The organism is Ruegeria arenilitoris (assembly GCF_013032445.1).
Taxonomy (GTDB): Bacteria; Pseudomonadota; Alphaproteobacteria; order Rhodobacterales; family Rhodobacteraceae; genus Ruegeria; species Ruegeria arenilitoris_F.
In genome coordinates, this window is sequence record NZ_WQCA01000015.1 from 34,752 (window position 1) to 51,631 (window position 16,880).

The window sequence follows — 16,880 nt, forward strand, 5'->3', positions numbered from 1 at the left end:
CGACACCTCACTCATAACAAACGAGATCTAAATGAACCACGCTGTACGTCTTTTGGCACTTTCTCTCATGTCGTGTGTTCCATTCGCAGCGGCAGCCGACAATCTGACCGTCGCGTATTCCGAGGATGGGCGGTACTACACGGACGAAGATATCCCGACCTTCAATATTGCCGAAGATGGAACGGTGGACTGGATGACATTTTCAGGCTTTCGGCGATATCACGCGGAATGCCACGTTTGCCACGGTCCGGATGGAGAGGGATCGACCTATGCGCCGGCTTTGAAAGAGTCTGCGCTGGACATGGACTATTATGATTTTCTCGATGTCGTCACCAATGGCCGTCAGGTCGTCAACGCGGCCGAGAACTCGGTGATGCCGGGATTTGGCGACAACCCGAACGTGATGTGCTTTTTGGATGATATCTATGTCTATCTCAAGGCTCACGGCTCGGGTGCGATCCCGCGCGGACGACCCCCCAAGAAAGAAGCTAAATCGGATGTAATCCGCGAGGATGAAGATGCGTGCATGGGCTAAGGCCTGTTTTGCCCTGGTAGGGCTGGCAGCCTGGGCGGCACAGGCGTTTCCCGCGTTGGCGCAGACCTCTGATCTGGTGTCCGGAAACGCCTTTCGCGTATGCGCCGACCCCGCCAACTACCCGGTCTCGTCCGAGGACGGATCGGGTTATGAAAACAAGCTGGCCGAGTTGATTGCCGCAAAGCTGGAGCTGCCGGTTCAATATGTCTGGTTCCCGCAGGCGACGGGCTTTATCAGAAACACTCTGACCGCGAAACGCTGCGACGTCGTAATCGGTTATGCCCAAGGGCATGAGTTGGTCCAGAACACCAATCATTATTACACATCGGTCTATGCGCTGATCGTTCCTGCGGGCAGCGATCTTGCATCAGTTCAGACATTGGACGATCCCGCGCTTAAGGGGCGCAAGATCGGGATCGTGGCGGGAACGCCCCCGGCCGCGCATATGGCGCGCAACGGGCTGATCGGGCAGGCCAAGCCTTACAACCTGTTTGTTGATCGCCGCGTGGAAAGCCCGGCCATCGACATGCTGAACGACTTGCAGTCGGGCGAGATTGATGCTGCTATTCTTTGGGGTCCTCTGGGCGGCCCTCTGGTCAAGGCGGATTACCCGGACTTCAAGGTTATTCCGTTGGTCAAAGAGGAACTGCCGCCGCGCCTGTTCTATCGCATCACCATGGGTGTGCGTCAGGGCGAAAAGGTGTGGCAGCGGCAGCTGAATTCTCTGATCCGGCGCCATCAGGATGAGATCAACGTGGTTCTGGCCGAAGCCGGCGTTCCGCTGGTCAACGATCTGGGAACCGATGTGCTGGAGCTTTCGCAATGATCCGCGCCCTTGTGGCGTTTGTGATCTGTGCAGGCGCTGCGACGGCCCAAACGGTACCGGAACCTTCTGACTATCGTATGGATCACTACCGGGCACCGGTGCCTGACCGCATCACCGGTGGCACGACCATCGGCCCGGAAGCGGCGCATGGCTTATGGCAGGACAAGGCAGCCGTGTTCGTGGATGTACTGCCTCAGGCCCCGAAACCTGACAATCTGCCCGAGGACACGATCTGGCGCGACAAACCGCGTGACAGTATTCCCCGCGCCATCTGGTTGCCCAATGTAGGCTATGGTGCCATTGCCGAGGTCACGGGGGAGTATTTTCGAAACGGGTTGGAAACCGCGACCGCAGGGGATGCCGATCAGGCCGTTGTTTTCTTTTGCCTCGAAGACTGCTGGATGAGCTGGAACGCCGCCCGGCGGGCCATCGAATGGGGCTACACCAACGTCTATTGGTTTCCGGAAGGCACCGATGGCTGGACCTTGTGGGACTACCCGCTTGAGCGGGTCGAACCGGTACCGGGTCAGCCCGTTGCCGGGGGTGGTTGATCTAGTACCCGGCCAGTTTCTTGTGCAGGTGTGTGACCGTGCCGTCCGTATCCGTCATCGTCACGTCCACCGCCTGCGCACGACTGGGAACGGATATGCCGACCCGTGGGTTCTCGGACAGGGAGATTGAGCCGGTCAGCTCGACATACCCTGCGCCATCCAGATCGATGTCTACGGTTTCGACATAGCGCATCGGAATGAACAGCAACGAGATTTGATCCATCTGCATCCCGGAATGCGAAGGGTGGTCGATGTTCAGATCCATTTTGTTGGCACGATCCGCGCCCAGATTGGACAGACGGGACCGTGTGTTGAGCGCCGGGACGCGACCGACCACCTCCGCCTCCATGGTTCCAAGGGTGGCAAGCGCCAGTTCCGGGTCGGTTCCCGGTGGCGCGGCGCAGGCACCAAGGCCCGAGGTTTTGACATAGGTCTCTGACACCCAAAGCCGCCCGTCCGTTGTTTCCGCGATGACATGCAACGGCGTGGGGCCATTCACCCGCATGGTCACGTCGAAATAAAAGCTGGCAAGCGGTTCCTCCAACGCGAACACGGCGGATACCGGCATCGGGTTTTCATCCAGAACCAACGTCACCCTTGCGATTTTGGCTCCATTGGGCGCTATCACCTGAGCCGCCAGTTCGGCGCGTGCATCGTCCGGCGTGCGATAAGGCGCATCTATTGCAATCAATGCGTCCCCGTTCTGCATCGGGCGGTCGCCATAAAGCAGCGACCGCACGTTTTCCCACGCTTCGCCACTTGCCCAGGCCGGAGCCGCCAGCATCCACAACAAGGCCGCAATCATGTGAGACGTCTTCATTCCATGCCTCCTCGCACAAACCTGCCAAAGGCGCGGGGCCCGTCACAGGTTTCCAGTGTTTCTACCACATTCAGTGTTTCCGGGTCCACGATACTGACCGTGTTGTCGAACCAGTTTGCAACAACCAGCAGGTCTTGCGCCGCTGTGGCGTCGATGCCTTCGGGATATTCCCCCACCTCGATCAGAGCTTCGTGTTCGAGGGTGCCGAGCGGTATGACGCTGAGCGTGTTGGCGTACTGGTTGGTGACAAATGCTTTGCCCCGGGCAAAGGCTATGCCATAGGGGCGTTCGCCTACGGCGATAGTAGCGCTCACTGTGCCTGAGGCTGCGTCCACGACGCTGACATCGTTGCTGCCCACATTGCCGACAAACAGCCGTCCATCCGGGGCAAAGCGCAGGCCGAAGGGGCGGGTGCCGACGCGGATACGGTGTAACGGTTGCAGGGTTTCAGCATCAAACACCGAAACCTGATCGGCATCCTTATCCGCCGATGCCACAAAGCGCCCATCATCCGATACCGCAATGCCAGCGGGCGCGGTCCCTGTTGCCAATTCCGCCTGAACCGAAAGAGTTTCGCTGTCCAGCACCCAAAGCCGGGCGTTGTACCAGTCGGACACAAACAGCCGTCCGCGTTGACGATCCAGTGCAATCCCAATCGGTCCACCATCCAGTGTGACCTGAGAGATCGTTTCGCCCGATTTCGCCGAAACGCGCTGCACCTGCTTGCTGTCCGGAGAGACGGTGAAAAGGGCATCACCTGCGCCGACCGCCACACCGGCAGGTTTCCCGGGTAGGGGCCAGCGGTCGGTTTCGCGCATGTCGAACAGGTCAATTCGGCTAAGCTCCTCACCATTCTGGCAGGTAACATAGGCGATATCGGCCCCTGCGGGACTGCCTGAGAGCGACACGAGCAGGATCAGGCCAAAGCTAGCTTGCCGCACCGAAACGCTCGACCAACGCGTCCAGCCCGGCCTGATATACTCCCGTTACCGCGGCGATGGCGGCTTCGTCGTTCAGCTCGGGCGGTGGATCGTTGTTTGGGTAACCGCGATAGAAAGCACCGCGCCATTCGATGATCGAACCGCCACCGTCGCGCGGCTTCACCGTCAGGTGGGAGGAGTAGTTGGTGACCGGCAAAACCTCGACCGCGACCTCGGTGATCCGGTAGGAATAACTCATCTTCTCATCGCTGTACTTATACAGGATCTCCGCAATTGTCGGGCCGCCCTCTTGTCCCAAGGTCAGTAGGCGGGTGGCGTCGATGGCATTGCCGCCGTCACCTTCGGTCGAGAAGACGGCCGGATGCCAGGACATATCGTCGAAATTGCCGATTGCGGCCCAGACCTCGTCAGGCGGGGCGGCAACTTCGGTCGTCAGGTTGACTTTTTGCCGGGTTGGCCCATGCGCCCAGACGGCGGTTGGAACCATCAGGGCGGCAGTCCCCGCAAGAAGGGTGCGTCGCTTCATTCAATATCCTCCCTTGCTGCGCTGGTGGTGATCCGTGTCAGCGCGCATAGGCGCAACTGTAGTTGCCCCGTTGCCTCGCGAACGTCTGCCAAAATTAGACAGGCGCGTCGGGAAACAGGTGCAAGTTCAGGCGCATACGTGGATTCTTAAAAAATAAGAATCGAGCTTAATGATGAAGCTGGTAGGCTTGGATTCACAACATGGCCAAAAGTATCGGTTCCCTTTTTCAGGTGTTCCGCTTTTGAGTTAAGGGCCTGCACTGAACATTGCGGGCAACGGGAGAACATCTTGAATCTTCGCTTGATGCCGCTGCTCGCGGCACTGATCTGGTGCGTTTCAGCTGTCGCGGTGTGGGCGGTTGATGTGAAAGCTGCGGTGCTCAGGATCGACTATCCGAGCCTGCTGCCAATCTCGCGCTATGATCTGATGCCCGAGGATCTGGGATTTGCCGGTGCGGCCCTTGGGGATGAGGACAACGGTACTACCGGCAGCTTTCTGGGCCACAACTTTGAAACGGTCACGGTCGCCGTCCCGCCCGAAGCCGCCGATGAGGCGATGGACCGAATTTTGGACGATGGCGTGCAGCTGATCATCCTTCTGGCCAGTGCACCGGATGTCCTTCGCCTGACGGACAAAGCGGCCGAGGCAGGTGCGCTGGTGTTCAATGCCTCTGCACCCGATACCGATCTGAGGGATGCGAATTGCCGGGAAAACCTGCTGCACATTGCGCCGTCGCGTGCGATGAAGGCGGACGCGGTTGCGCAGTTTGCGGTCTGGAAGAAATGGGATGAATGGTTCCTGCTGGCAGGATCGAACCCCGGGGATGTGAAACTGGGTGATGCCTATCGCCGTGCGGCTGCAAAGTTTGGCGCGAAAATTGTCGAGGATCGCATCTTTGAAGACACCGGTGGTTCTCGACGCACGGATTCAGGGCATGTTCTGGTTCAACGTCAGCTTCCGCTGGATACACAGGACGCGCGGGATCATGACGTCGTGATGGCAGCGGATGAAAGCGACTATTTCGGGCGCTACCTGTCCTATCACCTCTGGTCGCCGCGTCCGGTGATGGGGTCCGGCGGGTTGCGTCCGGTGACGATCCACGGCGCCCACGAAGCATGGGGCGCAACGCAATACCAAACCCGTTTCGAGGAGCTGACAGGCCGCTATGTGCGGCCCGAGGATTACAATGTCTGGCTCGCACTGCGCGTCATTGGCGAGGCTGTGACCCGCGCCAATACGGCAGATCCGGTCGGGGTTCGCGACTATGCCCTGTCGGATGAATTCGAACTGGCGGCATTCAAGGGGCAAAAGGTGACCTTTCGCGATTGGAACGGGCAATTGCGCCAGCCGATCCTTCTGTATGACGGGTCGATCACGGTCAGCGTCAGCCCGCAGGACGGGTTCCTGCACCAGACCTCACCGCTGGATACGATGGGTCTGGATCGCGCGGAATCCAACTGTCAGGCATTCGAATAGCCGGAGGATTTGATGAAACACCTATTCCTGACCGCCGCCCTTGCTGCGCTAACAACAGGTCCCGCCTTTGCCGGAAAGGCCTTTGTGTCGAACGAACGGGGCAACACCATTACCGTGGTCGATACCGACAGCTGGGAGGTCATAACCGAGTTTCCCGGCGGCAACCGCCCGCGTGGCATCACGGTCAGCCCGGACGGCAAGAAGCTGTATGTCTGTGCGTCGGATGACAACATCATTCGGGTTTTTGACACCGAGACATACGAGGAACTGCCCAGTCTGCCCTCAGGCCCCGACCCGGAATTGTTCATTCTCGAACCGTCCGGCAAGCGGCTCTACATCGCTAATGAAGATGACAATCTGGTCACCGTAACCGACACCGAAACCCGCACGATCCTGGCCGAGGTTCCGGTTGGGGTTGAACCCGAGGGTATGGGGATGAGCCCGGATGCCAAGTTTGTGGTTAACACATCCGAGACGACCAATATGGCTCACTTTATCTCGACCGAGGACTATACGATCAAGCACAATATCCTTGTCGATCAGCGTCCGCGGTATGCCCAGTACACGGCGGATGGGAAACGCCTGTTCGTGACTTCGGAGATCGGCGGTACCGTATCGGTGATGGATATCGCCGAGGACGGCACACCAACGGTTGTCGGCAAGATCGGGTTCGAAGTGCCCGGTGTTCAGCCAGAATGGCTGCAACCGGTGGGCGCCAAGGTCACCTCGGATGGGAAACGGCTGTTTGTTGCTTTGGGGCCAGCCAACCGGGTCGCGGTCGTGGATGCGCAAAGCCTTGAGGTGCTGGACTATATTCTGGTCGGGCAGCGTGTCTGGCAACTGGATTTCACACCGGACGAAAAATACCTGCTGACGACCAATGGCAACTCCAACGACATCACCATAATCGACGTGGCCGCGGAAAAGGCGATTAAGTCGGTTCAGGTCGGTCAACAGCCCTGGGGCGTGGTGACGATCGAATAGAATCCGGGAGGAACGGAAATGAAAAAGCTAATGATTGCGGTGCTGGCGGCAACTTTGGGCGGGCCGGTTTCGGCGGCTCCGCTTTGCGACGATCTGGGGTTCGCAGGCCTTCTGGCAAAGTGCAATCGCGGCGAGACCATCAAGCTGACGCTCGCCTCGGGCCAGCCTTTGGGCGAGGATGCGGTTTTACAATCCGGTGCCTATTACAAGCTTGAGATTACGGCGGATGGTTCGGCCGAATTGGCAATCGAAGGGCCATCGTTTTTCCGGGCGATCTGGATGAATGAGATCGTCATCAACAAGATCGAAATCCGTCCCATGGCCGTGGACAGTATCGAGTTTGACAAGGCGGGGGTGGCCGAGCTGTCGTTCATTGCGATCAAGCCCGGCAGTCATGAAATCCGCATTCCCGGTTCTACCGGGGACTCGCAACGTGTGACGATCAGCATTCAATGAAGAAAGGACAAACTATGAAAAAGCTTGGCATTGCGGCGTTTGCCTGTGTTCTTGCAGCCCCCGCGCTGTCAGAGGAGGTGGATGCCGAAACCGTCAGCAAGATCGAAGCCTATCTGGCGTCGATAGAATGCCAGATGGATCCGGACGATATCGAGGTCGAAGAGGACGGGTATGATCTGGACGATGTGATCTGTAAAGGCGGCAATCAGTTTGACATCAAATTGGACAAGGACCTGAACGAGGTCAGCCGAAAAGCGGAATGACACGGGCAAGGCAAATTGGGGTGATGGCAAAGCTACCTGCCATCTGTGTTTCGCTGGCCCTCTTCGCGGTTGCTGCTTCGGCCGAAACCTTGCCAACCATTCGCGCCGCTGTTCTGAAAATCGGCACCGTGAATTGGGAACTTGAAACCATCCGTCAAAACGGTCTGGACAGGAAATACGGCTTTGTCCTCGAGGTGCAGCCTTTTGCAGATAACGGCGCCACACGCATCGCGGTCGAAGGGGCCGAGGCGGATCTGGCCGTCGCCGACTGGATTTGGGTCGCGCGGCAGAGAGCGGCAGGGAAGGACTACGTTTTTATTCCCTATTCAAAGGCGGTGGGTGGCGTTGTTGTGCCCAACGACAGCCCGGCCAATAGTCTGAAAGACCTGGCGGGCGGAAAGATCGGCATCGCTGGCGGGCCGCTGGACAAATCCTGGCTGATCCTGCGCGCCTACGCGATGCAACATTATGGCATGGACTTGCAGGCCGACACGGAACAGGTCTTTGGCGCCCCTCCGCTGATCTACAAGTCCGCGCTTGGTGGCGATTACTCTGGGGCGATCAACTTCTGGCATTTCCTCGCTCGGATGAAAGCCTCTGGGATGCGCGAATTGATCTCGGTCGAAGAGGCGGGGCAGGCGCTTGGTTTGGACACCGATACGCCCTTGCTGGGGTACTATCTGAAAGAGAGCTTCCTAAACGAACATCCCGATCTGGCGCAGGATCTGTTTTCGGCCAGTCGTGATGCCAAGGACATGCTGGCTTCCTCACCGGAGGCGTGGGAGGCGATCCGACCGCGCATGAACGCCAAGACGGAGGCGCAGTTTGAACAGCTAAAGGCCGACTGGATAGCGGGTATCCCCAACCGGGGCCCGGTGGGTGCCGCGGCGGCCAGCGCCATGCTGGAGCTGATGGCCGAGCTGGGCGGATCTGACCTTGTGGGTGAAGCCACAACGATACCGCCGGGTCTGTTTGCAGACGTGGAATAGCCTTGGATGCGCGATACGCAGATCACTCCGCTTCTGTCTATAGCGTGTCTGGTGGTACTTTGGATCGTTGCCGCTTTCCTGACCGCTGACCCGCAAATTCTGCCGCAACCTTGGGACCTGCTACCTCGGTTCCGGCAGGAACTGGCCTCGGGTGACTTGCAGCGGAACCTTGGGGTAACGCTGCTGCGGGTGATGTGGGCCTTTGCGCTGGCCATGGTTCTGGGCAGCGTCATCGGCCTGTCCATGGGCCGGTCGGTTGCGATAAACCGTTGGCTGGACCCTTGGCTGGTGATTTTTCTAAACCTGCCCGCGCTGGTCCTGATCGTGCTGTGCTATCTGTGGATCGGGTTGACCGAGGCGGCGGCGATCACGGCGGTGACGCTGAACAAGATCCCCAACGTCGCCACCATCCTGCGCGAAGGGGGCAGGGCGCTGAACCCCGACCTCGACGCCATGGCGCAGGTCTACCGGCTGCCGTGGCGGACACGTCTGCGGCACGTGATCCTGCCGCAGCTTGCACCCTTTATTGCAGCGGCGGCCCGGTCGGGCCTGTCGTTGATCTGGAAAATCGTACTGGTGGTTGAGTTTCTGGGGCGTTCGTCGGGTGTCGGGTTTCAAATCCACCTTTATTTTCAGCTGTTCGACGTGGCGATGGTGCTTGTCTATGCGTTTTCGTTCATCGCAGTGATGCTGCTTGTGGAATGGTTGGTTCTGCAGCCATGGGAACGTCAGGTCCGTAGCTGGAGGACCGCATGATCCGTGTCAACATCCGCCAGAAACGGTTCGGGATGGTCCCGGTGCTTGGACCCTTAGCCTTTGATATTGCCGCAGGCGAGACCGTTGCCCTGACTGGACCTTCGGGGATAGGCAAGACCACTTTGCTGCGTCTTGTGGCCGGTATTGATCCTGTCTTTGACGGGCAGATTGACCGCCCGGACCATCAGGCGATCGTGTTTCAAGAGCCGACATTGCTGCCATGGCGCTGCGCATTGGACAACTTGATGTTGGTTCATAGCGGCCTGCCCCGCGCTGATGCTGAAACGGCCCTTGGCGCGGTCGGGCTGTGCGGAAAGGGTAGCCTGTTCCCGGGGCAATTGTCTCTGGGCCAGCAGCGGCGCCTGTCGCTGGCACGTGCTTTTGCTGGACGGCCGGAGTTTCTGATCATGGACGAGCCCTTTGTCTCGCTGGATGCGGAGACAGCGGATGCCATGTTGAGTTTGACGGAAGAACTGATCGCGCAGCACCAACCGGCTACCTTGTTCGTCACGCATTCGATGACCGAAGCGGAACGGCTTGCGGATCGGGTTCTGGAGCTGAAAACCGGTCCGGACGGAGCGGTTCTGGCCTAAGCGATTATTCCGCCGGTTCCGTCGCTGCGCCGGGCGCGTCACGATAGACAAAGGGCGCGTCGCCACTGGTTGCGTGCCGGTTGGCCCGGTCCTGCAGCGCGCGATGATGCGGAGATTTGATGCAGACCGGATCCGTTGCGCCGGCATCTCCGACAAGCGCCATGGCCTGACAGCGGCAACCGCCGAAATCAATGGTCTTGCGGTCGCAGCTTTGGCAAGGTTCGGGCATCCAGTCGGTGCCGCGATACGCGTTGAAGGCGGCGCTGTGATACCAGATGTCTGCCAGTGGCTTCTGCTGCACCCGTTCAAAGGTCAGATGCGGGATGGTTTGCGCCGCGTGGCACGGTAAAACCTGCCCGTCGGGGGTTACGTTCAGCCCGCTGGACCCCCACCCGCCCATGCACCGCTTGGGGTAGTCTTCGTGATAGTCCGCAGGCACGTAATCAATGACCAAGGTGCCTTTTAGCGTGTTCCTTGCCTTGGCAACCTGCTGCGTGACCAACTGCGCCTGTTCCCGTGTTGGCATCAACGCGTCGCGGTTTTTCAGGGCCCAACCGTGGAACTGAACCGTCGCCACTTCGATCCGCCGCGCCCCCATCTCCTGCGCCATTTCCAGCGCGCGGGGCAATTGGTGCGCATTGCGCCGGTGCAGCACGAAGTTCAATGTCAGTGGCAAGCCAATCTGCTTGATCCATTCAACCGCCTTCATCTTGCGGTCAAACCCGCCCCGATACCCGCCTACCGTATCCGCCATAGCCGCATTCGTGCCCTGCAGCGACAATTGGATGTGATCCAGCCCCGCAGCATCCAGTTCGTTCAGACGCCGCTCGGTCAGTCCGATGGCCGAGGTGATCAGGTTGGTATAGAGCCCGGCCTCGCGGGCTGCGCGCACTAGATCTACCAGATCGCGGCGCGCCGCCGGTTCGCCGCCGGACAGATGCAACTGCAGGACACCCAGAGCGGCGGCTTCCTCAAAAACGCGCGCCCATGTGTTGGTGTCCATCTCACTGTCTAGCTTGGCCATTTCGACCGGATTGGAGCAGTAGGGGCACGACAGCGGGCAACGATGAGTCAGTTCGGCCAGCATGGCAATGGGGGGTGCAACCGTTCGGGCCATCACATCACATCCAAAAAGCGCCGCGCGCGCAGTGCATCAAGGAAGCCCGAGCTATCCTCGGCAATCTGGTCCTGCGGGGCCTTGTACTTTTCCGACAACGCGGCCGTGATCTGCCCGAAATTGCGCTTGCCATCCACTTCGGTCAGGATTGCATGTCCAATCTGATCCAGGGTCACGGCCCGTTCCGGTGCGAGCAACACCCAGTTTTCGCGTACCTTGTCGTAGTGAAGGCGCACGCCGCGCGGCAGGGTTGGAACCTCCTGAGCCAGCATCACGAAGCCTGCTGCATCAAAAGGCCAGTGCCCGGCTGCCAGGCTCCGGGCGGGATGCGGGCGGGTTCAACATAGGCACCCCAAATGGCATCCAGTTGTGCCCACAGCACGTCGGTCTTGAAGATTAAAGCTTTGGCTGCCGCTTCCTGTTTTTCGGCCGTATCCGCGTTGTCCAGAACCCAGTTCAGTCCAAAGGCCACATCCTTGGGTGCCTCTTTCAGCCGATTACGGAAATAGGACAGCGAACTGTCATCGGCAAAATCGTAATGCTGCAACAGGCCTTCTATTCTGTTGGCATGAATCTTGGGGGCAAAAAGCTCGGTCAGCGACGCCGCAACCGCTTCGAGCAGGGTTTTCTCGCGGACATAACGCACATAGGCGTCGACGGCGAACTTCGTTGCGGGCAAAACACCCTCGCACGAGGCGACATAGTCGGGATCAAGCCCGACCGCCGCCGCCAAGCGCAACCAGCGTCTGATGCCGCCTTCATTGTCTTCGGTCCCGTCATGATCCTCGATCCGGGATCGCCATGCGCGCCGCAGCGCCGGGTCTTCGACACGCGACATGAACGCTGCATCCTTCATTGGGATCGAATGCTGATAATAGTAGCGGTTGACCACCCAGGCCCGGACCTCGTCCGGGGTGCACTGACCGCCATGCAGACGGTGATGAAACGGATGCAGGTCGTGATAGCGCTCGGCGCCGATCTGGCGCAAGCGGGCTTCGAAATCTTCGCGGCTTTGGGTCATAGAGTGATCTCCATCCCGTCTTGTCCGATGATCCAACCCGCCGCCTCGGCGCTTGCTTTTTCCGCGCTGTCGGGGCGCAGGACCGGGTTGGTATTGTTCATGTGGACGAAAACTTTTCGTCCAATCTTCAAATCGGTAAAACTGGCGATCGAGCCGTCCGGACCATCCATCGACATATGCCCCATCCGTTTGCCGGTCTTCTGTCCCAATCCGGCGCGCACCATCTCGTCATCCTGCCAGAGCGTACCGTCAAAAAACAAGAGATCTGCGCCTTCAAGGAGGGCGCTCAAATCCGGCGTCAATGCGGCACAACCCGGAATGTAATAGGCGGTTTTACCCTGCGCAGTCAGGGCCACACCCACGGTTTGTTCACCCACCAGATCAGTCAGGACATGTTCACCTTCGAGATACAGCGGTACCTTGCCGGGGACCGGAAACAGCGTCGCCTGCAAGCCCGGTATCAATTCGAAAGGCTGGCTCAGGGAAATCGGTGCGCGCTCTACGACCGAGGCGTTCAGCGCATCGAAAACAGGGTTCTGCGCGATCACGTCCTGAATGCTTTGTGTTGCAAACAGCTTAAACGGCTGCATTTCCCGCAACGTCAGCAACCCCGCCACATGGTCAATATCCCCATTTGTCACCAGCACGGACCGAATGGGCATTTCGCGCAACCCCGTAGGAAACAGAGGCCGTGTATTGCTTAGTTGAGTTCGAATGTCCGGTGAGGCGTTCAGCACGGCCCAGTTGTGACCGTCGGCCGATACAGCAAGTGACGACTGTGTCTGAGCGGGTATTTCGCCATTGCGCGCGAGGTCGCAGTTAATGCAACCGCAGTTCCATTGCGGAAGGCCGCCGCCCGCAGCGGCCCCGAGTATTATCGCGCGCAACGTCATCTAAGGTTGGCGCCGGGTCCGCAATCAGATCAGGCCGCCGCCACGTTCATCCTCATGATCCGGGCCGTACATGTTGATTTCCATGCCGCATTCGATTTCGCGGATAACGGGTTTGCTCCAAGCCATAGTGAGTTCTCCTCCATAGGTTTCCCTAATAGCAATCTGACAGGTAACGCGCGTCAGGGCGATTCTTAATTTGTAAGAACAGCTTAGACTTTGGTAGGTGTTCAGCCGTCCTCAGGCAGCGGAGCCCGGCCTTGCAGGCAGAAGCCCTGGTTGCGTAGCGTCTTGATTTCAAACCCGAAGTCATCCGCACCCAGCTTCTTGCGCAAATAGCCGATATAAACATCGACCACGTTTTCGTTACTGGACCCTTCCTGCGACCAGAGCGTGTCGAACAGCTCTCCCCGTGAGATGGGTGTTCCTGCCTTGCTGTTAAGCAGGGCTAGCAGATCGTATTCGCGTTCGGTCAGGGTAACGCGTGTTTCGCGGATGGTTATTGTCCTGGCCCGCAACGACATTCGGGCCGGGTCCGGGTGTTGAGATTGCGCGCGCTGTTCCTGCACCTGCAACCTCGCGACCAACTCGTCAAAGCTGAAGGGTTTGACCACATAGTCGTCCGCCCCGGCCTCCAAACCGGCGGCGCGGTGGTCGACATCCGACAGGGCGGACAGCATCAGAATGGGGATCGATACCCCTGCCGCGCGGGCGGCCCGGACCAAATCGACACCGCTGTCTTCACCCAGCATGACATCGACGATCGCGCCCGAGTAGGCCCCGCTCTGCAAACGTTCCAGACCCATGTCAGCGCGATTTTCAGCCTCGGCGTCATAGCCGTGCAGCGACAGCCCCCGAACCAGGGCCGAGGCGATTTTAGGGTCGTCATCTATGATCAGAAGTCTGGGCGCCATGCGGGTAGTCTATGCCTCTGCCAAAGGTAATCGAATGCAGACATTTGTACCGGCTCCGGCCCCGATCGCCTGATCCCGCGGAACCGGGCTAATCAGCGTTATCGCGCCGTGATGGGCCTCGATCACCCAAGACGCAAGGGCCAGACCGACGCCAAATCCTTGTCTGTTGGTTGTGCCCCCCTGAACAAACCGTTCGAAAATCTTGCCCTGAGCCTGTTTCGGAATTCCCGGGCCGTTATCCGTCAGGGAAATCTGGGCTGTCTTGCCCGCACGCGTGGCCGAGATCGTTATTAGTTTCCCGGCCCGCGCATGTCGGATCGCGTTGCGGATGAGGCTCAGAACAACCTGCCGGATCCAGTTGGGATCGATGTGCAATGCGCAACTCGGGACAGCGCTTACCTCTAGCTTCATATTGGCGCTGTCGATCTCGGGCTGGATTTCGTGAACGACCGTCTGCAACAGGTCAGGCAGGGCGACCACGCTTGGGTCCAGTGCCAGTTCGCCGGTTTCAGAACGCGCCACACGCAGCAGGTCGTCGATGCGCTGGTTCAGTTTCGCGGAACTGTTCTCGATGGTCGCCAAAGCACCCGGTGCGCTTTTGCTGTCGTGCCGCCCGATCTGGGATTCCATCATGATTACGGTCAGGGGTGTGCGTAATTCGTGACTGATATCGGCGAAAAAACGACGGCGGTTTTCGTCAATCCGGGACAGAGAGTCATTGGCCGCGCGCAGTTCTTGCGTGCGCTTTTCAATGGTTTCGTTCAAGCCTGCCCATTCGGCCTCGATCTCGGTCTGCCGGTGCTTCAATGCGGCCGCCATCCGGTTCGTTTCGCCATAAAGCTGGCCGATTTCGTCGGGGCGTGTGTCCGGCAAGGCGACCGTAAACTCGGCCTTGCCGATCTGTTCGGCTGCCGTGCGCAGGCGGTCCAACCGAGAGAATTGCGGGCGGATAAGGCCGAAATAGAACCAGGCCGTGCTGAGTATGGCGAAAACGGCAAATCCCAGCGCAATCCAAGTCAGGGTCAGGCGGGTTTTTTCGATTCCGGCCAGAATGGCGTTGCGAAACAAAACCTCTGTGTTCACCGCCTGACTGAGCAACGGATCGAACCCCGAGGCGAAAGAGTCGATATAGGCTCGCAACCGCGCCTGATCCGCGGTGTCGTCACTCAGACCTTCGAGCGTGTTGCTCAGCAAGGCGTCCATGCGGGCAAGCCCAAGAGATTGCGTGCCATAGCGGGATTGTTCATCCAGCCCCAGTTCTTGGGCCGCGGTGACGGCGTCCTCGACGTCGGCGCGCAGGTTTTCGAAGGTTGCGTTGATCTGGCCGCGTATCGGAGCAAGCCTTTCCAACCGGGTATTTGCGGGTTGGCCGGTCTGAACGGCTTCGGTCGCGATTACCAGAAACGTGGCCGCTTGGGTAGACAGGGCCGCGTATCGGGCCATGCGGGTTTCCGATGCCAGAGCCGTTTCCAGCCGGTTCGCTACGGTTTGCATTCCCAGAAAAAGGATCGCTGCTGTCAGCAGGGTTCCCGCCCCCAGAACCAGGGCACCAAGCCCCAGGCGGGTTTTCAGCAGCAGTGCGCGCTTAGTAGATTTGGCTGCTGACGTCATGATTTCCGCTTCATCAAGCCACGGGCAGGGTCATATCCCCAGACGGCAATCGTACTGAGAATGACGGTCCAAATCAGCACCCATAACAGAGCGCTCCAATTGATCTGCAGGTAGAGGAGAAACCGGATCAACTCGACCACGTGGGTGAACGGGTTCAGCGCGCAGATATCGCGCAGCAGTGGTGAGCTTTCGGCCATTTTCCACAGCGGGTAGAGGGCAGAAGACAGAAAGAACATCGGAAAAATGACAAAGTTCATCACGCCTGCGAAGTTCTCAAGCTGCTTAATGAAGCTGGACAGCACCAGCCCCAGCGCACCCAGCATTAGCCCACCCAGAACCAGCCCCGGCAGAACCGCGACATAGCCGGGCAGGGGCAAGACGATGCCAAACAGGGCCGCCAGCGCCAGAAAGGTATAGACCTGCAGGATCGATATCGCCGTCGAGCCCAGCAGGCGGCAGAACAACAGCCACCAACGAGGAAAAGAGCTGGTAAGCAACAGGCGCATCGAACCCATCTCGCGGTCATAGACGAGGCTGAGCGAGCTTTGCATTCCGTTGAACAACAGAACCATCGCGCAGAGGCCCGGCACGATATAGGTCTCATAGGTGATGTATGTCTGATAGGGTGGGATGATCGAAAGCCCCAGTGCGGCCCGAAATCCGGCAGCAAAGATTAGCAGCCAGACCATCGGTCGCACCAGCGCTGCCAGAAACCGTTCGCGCTGATGGATAAAGCGCAGAAACTCGCGCCCTATGATGGCGCGGGCGACACCCCAGAAGCCTCTCATGCCGAGACCCCGGTCTGTGACAGGAACCAGTCGGATAACGCGTGCTGCCCGCGCAGATCACCCGTTTGCCCTGATGCCAGAACCCGGCCCTGATGTAGAACCAGCAACTGGTCATCGTCGTGCACTTCATCCGTCAGGTGGGTTGCCCACAGGACGCACAGGCCCTGTACCGCCAAGTCGTGGACATGCCGGGTGATCGATTGTCTAGCGGCGGCGTCCAGACCGACGGTGGGTTCATCCAGCAACAAAACGCTGGGATCATGCAGCAAGGCGCGGGCTAGCTCCATCCGGCGACGATGGCCGCCATTCAACGCGCGCACTTTTTCCTCTGCCCGCTCGCGCATGTTCAGACGGTCCAGGGCTGCGTCGATGCGCCCGGATACCTCATTACGTGGCAGTCCGTGCAAAGCGGCAAAATAGGTCATGTTCTGGCGCACAGTCAGGCTGAGGTCCAGGGTCGGCTGTTGAAACACCACGCCCAATTGCCCCAGTGCCTTTCGCGGAAACCGGCGTAAGTTGGCTCCTGCCACGCTGATCTCACCCTGCGGTGCAACTAGAAGGCGGGTTAGCAGGGACACGAGTGTTGACTTCCCGGCCCCGTTTGGGCCCAGAAGCGCGCAGAAAGTTCCCGGCGCTACGTCAAAAGACACCGCGCCCAGCGCTGTTTTTGCGCCGTAATGAAAGCTCAGATCGCGGACAGACAGACCGGGGCCGGCCTCTTGCAGCGACTGTGCATTCGGCATGTAAACCTCCGCACTGACTTTGTAATCTGAACGTTAGCTTGCATGTTCGACGCGGTTTTCTCAACCGTGCATATACGCAG

22 protein-coding genes are annotated in these 16,880 nt (G+C 59.2%); 10 read left to right on the forward strand and 12 right to left on the reverse strand.

The genetic code is table 11. The features are described 5' to 3' along the window. Positions 1-31 precede the first annotated feature (31 nt). Genes GOW98_RS19780 through GOW98_RS19790 form a run of 3 tightly spaced genes read left to right on the forward strand, consistent with a single transcriptional unit; the run spans position 32 to position 1,912 of the window. A complete protein-coding gene (locus GOW98_RS19780) occupies positions 32-535 on the forward strand; it encodes a c-type cytochrome, methanol metabolism-related (protein ID WP_170335238.1) in 504 nt (167 codons plus the stop codon). After that, a complete protein-coding gene (locus GOW98_RS19785) occupies positions 519-1,361 on the forward strand; it encodes a substrate-binding domain-containing protein (protein ID WP_170335240.1) in 843 nt (280 codons plus the stop codon). Before GOW98_RS19780 ends, GOW98_RS19785 begins: the two co-directional genes overlap by 17 nt. After that, positions 1,358-1,912 (forward strand): PQQ-dependent catabolism-associated CXXCW motif protein, encoded by a 555-nt coding sequence (locus tag GOW98_RS19790; protein WP_170335242.1) that lies wholly within the window; start codon positions 1,358-1,360, stop codon positions 1,910-1,912. The genes GOW98_RS19785 and GOW98_RS19790 overlap by 4 nt, the downstream gene beginning before the upstream one ends. 1 nt (position 1,913) lies before the next feature. Here GOW98_RS19790 and GOW98_RS19795 read toward each other — a convergent pair whose 3' ends face one another. The 3 genes from GOW98_RS19795 to GOW98_RS19805 are packed head-to-tail and all read right to left on the reverse strand — an operon-like array spanning position 1,914 to position 4,199. Next, complete coding sequence (locus tag GOW98_RS19795) at positions 1,914-2,732, reverse strand: quinoprotein dehydrogenase-associated SoxYZ-like carrier (RefSeq protein WP_170335245.1); 819 nt, start codon at positions 2,730-2,732, stop codon at positions 1,914-1,916. Continuing rightward, entirely contained in the window at positions 2,729-3,673 is a 945-nt protein-coding gene (locus GOW98_RS19800) for a YncE family protein (protein ID WP_170335247.1), read from the reverse strand. The genes GOW98_RS19795 and GOW98_RS19800 overlap by 4 nt, the downstream gene beginning before the upstream one ends. Next, positions 3,660-4,199 (reverse strand): SRPBCC family protein, encoded by a 540-nt coding sequence (locus tag GOW98_RS19805; protein ID WP_170335249.1) that lies wholly within the window; start codon positions 4,197-4,199, stop codon positions 3,660-3,662. Before GOW98_RS19805 ends, GOW98_RS19800 begins: the two co-directional genes overlap by 14 nt. 303 nt (positions 4,200-4,502) lie before the next feature. On the opposite strand from GOW98_RS19805, the gene GOW98_RS19810 reads away from it, so the two are divergent. From GOW98_RS19810 to GOW98_RS19840, 7 genes are read left to right on the forward strand one after another with little or no spacing between them, the layout of a single operon-like run. Beyond that, a complete protein-coding gene (locus GOW98_RS19810; RefSeq protein ID WP_170335365.1) occupies positions 4,503-5,675 on the forward strand; it encodes an ABC transporter substrate-binding protein in 1,173 nt (390 codons plus the stop codon). Between the two features lie 12 nt (positions 5,676-5,687). Next, positions 5,688-6,659: a YVTN family beta-propeller repeat protein gene (locus tag GOW98_RS19815; protein WP_170335251.1), complete on the forward strand. Its 972-nt coding sequence runs from the start codon at positions 5,688-5,690 to the stop codon at positions 6,657-6,659. Between the two features lie 18 nt (positions 6,660-6,677). Beyond that, entirely contained in the window at positions 6,678-7,115 is a 438-nt protein-coding gene (locus GOW98_RS19820) for a hypothetical protein (RefSeq protein ID WP_170335253.1), read from the forward strand. A 14-nt stretch (positions 7,116-7,129) separates the two neighbouring features. Further along, positions 7,130-7,378 carry a PepSY domain-containing protein gene (locus tag GOW98_RS19825; protein WP_170335255.1) on the forward strand — a complete coding sequence of 83 codons (249 nt, stop codon included), beginning with the start codon at positions 7,130-7,132 and terminating at the stop codon, positions 7,376-7,378. A gap of 23 nt (positions 7,379-7,401) precedes the next feature. After that, positions 7,402-8,367 carry an ABC transporter substrate-binding protein gene (locus GOW98_RS19830; protein WP_254438082.1) on the forward strand — a complete coding sequence of 322 codons (966 nt, stop codon included), beginning with the start codon at positions 7,402-7,404 and terminating at the stop codon, positions 8,365-8,367. Positions 8,368-8,373: 6 nt separating this feature from the next. Then, entirely contained in the window at positions 8,374-9,123 is a 750-nt protein-coding gene (locus GOW98_RS19835; protein ID WP_170335260.1) for an ABC transporter permease, read from the forward strand. Beyond that, a complete protein-coding gene (locus GOW98_RS19840; protein ID WP_170335262.1) occupies positions 9,120-9,716 on the forward strand; it encodes an ABC transporter ATP-binding protein in 597 nt (198 codons plus the stop codon). The genes GOW98_RS19835 and GOW98_RS19840 overlap by 4 nt, the downstream gene beginning before the upstream one ends. A 4-nt stretch (positions 9,717-9,720) precedes the next feature. On the opposite strand, the gene pqqE is transcribed toward GOW98_RS19840, so the two are convergent. From pqqE to GOW98_RS19885, 9 genes are all read right to left on the reverse strand, one after another. Then, positions 9,721-10,833, reverse strand: coding sequence for a pyrroloquinoline quinone biosynthesis protein PqqE (gene pqqE / locus GOW98_RS19845; protein ID WP_170335264.1), 1,113 nt, complete (start codon positions 10,831-10,833; stop codon positions 9,721-9,723). After that, entirely contained in the window at positions 10,833-11,105 is a 273-nt protein-coding gene (pqqD, locus tag GOW98_RS19850) for a pyrroloquinoline quinone biosynthesis peptide chaperone PqqD (RefSeq protein WP_170335266.1), read from the reverse strand. Before pqqD ends, pqqE begins: the two co-directional genes overlap by 1 nt. Next, complete coding sequence (gene pqqC / locus GOW98_RS19855) at positions 11,105-11,854, reverse strand: pyrroloquinoline-quinone synthase PqqC (protein ID WP_170335268.1); 750 nt, start codon at positions 11,852-11,854, stop codon at positions 11,105-11,107. Before pqqC ends, pqqD begins: the two co-directional genes overlap by 1 nt. Beyond that, the gene (gene pqqB / locus GOW98_RS19860; RefSeq protein ID WP_170335270.1) at positions 11,851-12,747 is read right to left on the reverse strand and encodes a pyrroloquinoline quinone biosynthesis protein PqqB; all 897 of its coding nucleotides are present in this window, start codon (positions 12,745-12,747) and stop codon (positions 11,851-11,853) included. Before pqqB ends, pqqC begins: the two co-directional genes overlap by 4 nt. Positions 12,748-12,771: 24 nt before the next feature. Beyond that, positions 12,772-12,873, reverse strand: coding sequence for a pyrroloquinoline quinone precursor peptide PqqA (pqqA, locus tag GOW98_RS19865; protein ID WP_170335272.1), 102 nt, complete (start codon positions 12,871-12,873; stop codon positions 12,772-12,774). Between the two features lie 101 nt (positions 12,874-12,974). Continuing rightward, positions 12,975-13,658 carry a response regulator transcription factor gene (locus tag GOW98_RS19870; protein ID WP_170335274.1) on the reverse strand — a complete coding sequence of 228 codons (684 nt, stop codon included), beginning with the start codon at positions 13,656-13,658 and terminating at the stop codon, positions 12,975-12,977. Between the two features lie 9 nt (positions 13,659-13,667). Beyond that, entirely contained in the window at positions 13,668-15,269 is a 1,602-nt protein-coding gene (locus GOW98_RS19875; protein ID WP_170335276.1) for a sensor histidine kinase, read from the reverse strand. After that, positions 15,266-16,057, reverse strand: coding sequence for an ABC transporter permease (locus tag GOW98_RS19880; RefSeq protein ID WP_170335279.1), 792 nt, complete (start codon positions 16,055-16,057; stop codon positions 15,266-15,268). Before GOW98_RS19880 ends, GOW98_RS19875 begins: the two co-directional genes overlap by 4 nt. Then, complete coding sequence (locus tag GOW98_RS19885; RefSeq protein ID WP_170335281.1) at positions 16,054-16,800, reverse strand: ABC transporter ATP-binding protein; 747 nt, start codon at positions 16,798-16,800, stop codon at positions 16,054-16,056. The genes GOW98_RS19880 and GOW98_RS19885 overlap by 4 nt, the downstream gene beginning before the upstream one ends. Positions 16,801-16,880 lie beyond the last annotated feature (80 nt).

What these genes read in the sequence shown, in the direction of transcription:
- GOW98_RS19780 (WP_170335238.1), top strand. Translation starts at nt 32, where the DNA reads ATGAACCACGCTGTACGTCTTTTGGCACTTTCTCTCATGTCGTGTGTT.
- GOW98_RS19785 (WP_170335240.1), top strand. Translation starts at nt 519, where the DNA reads ATGCGTGCATGGGCTAAGGCCTGTTTTGCCCTGGTAGGGCTGGCAGCC.
- GOW98_RS19790 (WP_170335242.1), top strand. Translation starts at nt 1,358, where the DNA reads ATGATCCGCGCCCTTGTGGCGTTTGTGATCTGTGCAGGCGCTGCGACG.
- GOW98_RS19795 (WP_170335245.1), bottom strand. Translation starts at nt 2,732, where the DNA reads ATGAAGACGTCTCACATGATTGCGGCCTTGTTGTGGATGCTGGCGGCT.
- GOW98_RS19805 (WP_170335249.1), bottom strand. Translation starts at nt 4,199, where the DNA reads ATGAAGCGACGCACCCTTCTTGCGGGGACTGCCGCCCTGATGGTTCCA.
- GOW98_RS19810 (WP_170335365.1), top strand. Translation starts at nt 4,503, where the DNA reads ATGCCGCTGCTCGCGGCACTGATCTGGTGCGTTTCAGCTGTCGCGGTG.
- GOW98_RS19815 (WP_170335251.1), top strand. Translation starts at nt 5,688, where the DNA reads ATGAAACACCTATTCCTGACCGCCGCCCTTGCTGCGCTAACAACAGGT.
- GOW98_RS19820 (WP_170335253.1), top strand. Translation starts at nt 6,678, where the DNA reads ATGAAAAAGCTAATGATTGCGGTGCTGGCGGCAACTTTGGGCGGGCCG.
- GOW98_RS19825 (WP_170335255.1), top strand. Translation starts at nt 7,130, where the DNA reads ATGAAAAAGCTTGGCATTGCGGCGTTTGCCTGTGTTCTTGCAGCCCCC.
- GOW98_RS19830 (WP_254438082.1), top strand. Translation starts at nt 7,402, where the DNA reads ATGGCAAAGCTACCTGCCATCTGTGTTTCGCTGGCCCTCTTCGCGGTT.
- GOW98_RS19835 (WP_170335260.1), top strand. Translation starts at nt 8,374, where the DNA reads ATGCGCGATACGCAGATCACTCCGCTTCTGTCTATAGCGTGTCTGGTG.
- GOW98_RS19840 (WP_170335262.1), top strand. Translation starts at nt 9,120, where the DNA reads ATGATCCGTGTCAACATCCGCCAGAAACGGTTCGGGATGGTCCCGGTG.
- pqqE (WP_170335264.1), bottom strand. Translation starts at nt 10,833, where the DNA reads ATGGCCCGAACGGTTGCACCCCCCATTGCCATGCTGGCCGAACTGACT.
- pqqD (WP_170335266.1), bottom strand. Translation starts at nt 11,105, where the DNA reads ATGCTGGCTCAGGAGGTTCCAACCCTGCCGCGCGGCGTGCGCCTTCAC.
- pqqC (WP_170335268.1), bottom strand. Translation starts at nt 11,854, where the DNA reads ATGACCCAAAGCCGCGAAGATTTCGAAGCCCGCTTGCGCCAGATCGGC.
- pqqB (WP_170335270.1), bottom strand. Translation starts at nt 12,747, where the DNA reads ATGACGTTGCGCGCGATAATACTCGGGGCCGCTGCGGGCGGCGGCCTT.
- pqqA (WP_170335272.1), bottom strand. Translation starts at nt 12,873, where the DNA reads ATGGCTTGGAGCAAACCCGTTATCCGCGAAATCGAATGCGGCATGGAA.
- GOW98_RS19870 (WP_170335274.1), bottom strand. Translation starts at nt 13,658, where the DNA reads ATGGCGCCCAGACTTCTGATCATAGATGACGACCCTAAAATCGCCTCG.
- GOW98_RS19875 (WP_170335276.1), bottom strand. Translation starts at nt 15,269, where the DNA reads ATGACGTCAGCAGCCAAATCTACTAAGCGCGCACTGCTGCTGAAAACC.
- GOW98_RS19880 (WP_170335279.1), bottom strand. Translation starts at nt 16,057, where the DNA reads ATGAGAGGCTTCTGGGGTGTCGCCCGCGCCATCATAGGGCGCGAGTTT.
- GOW98_RS19885 (WP_170335281.1), bottom strand. Translation starts at nt 16,800, where the DNA reads ATGCCGAATGCACAGTCGCTGCAAGAGGCCGGCCCCGGTCTGTCTGTC.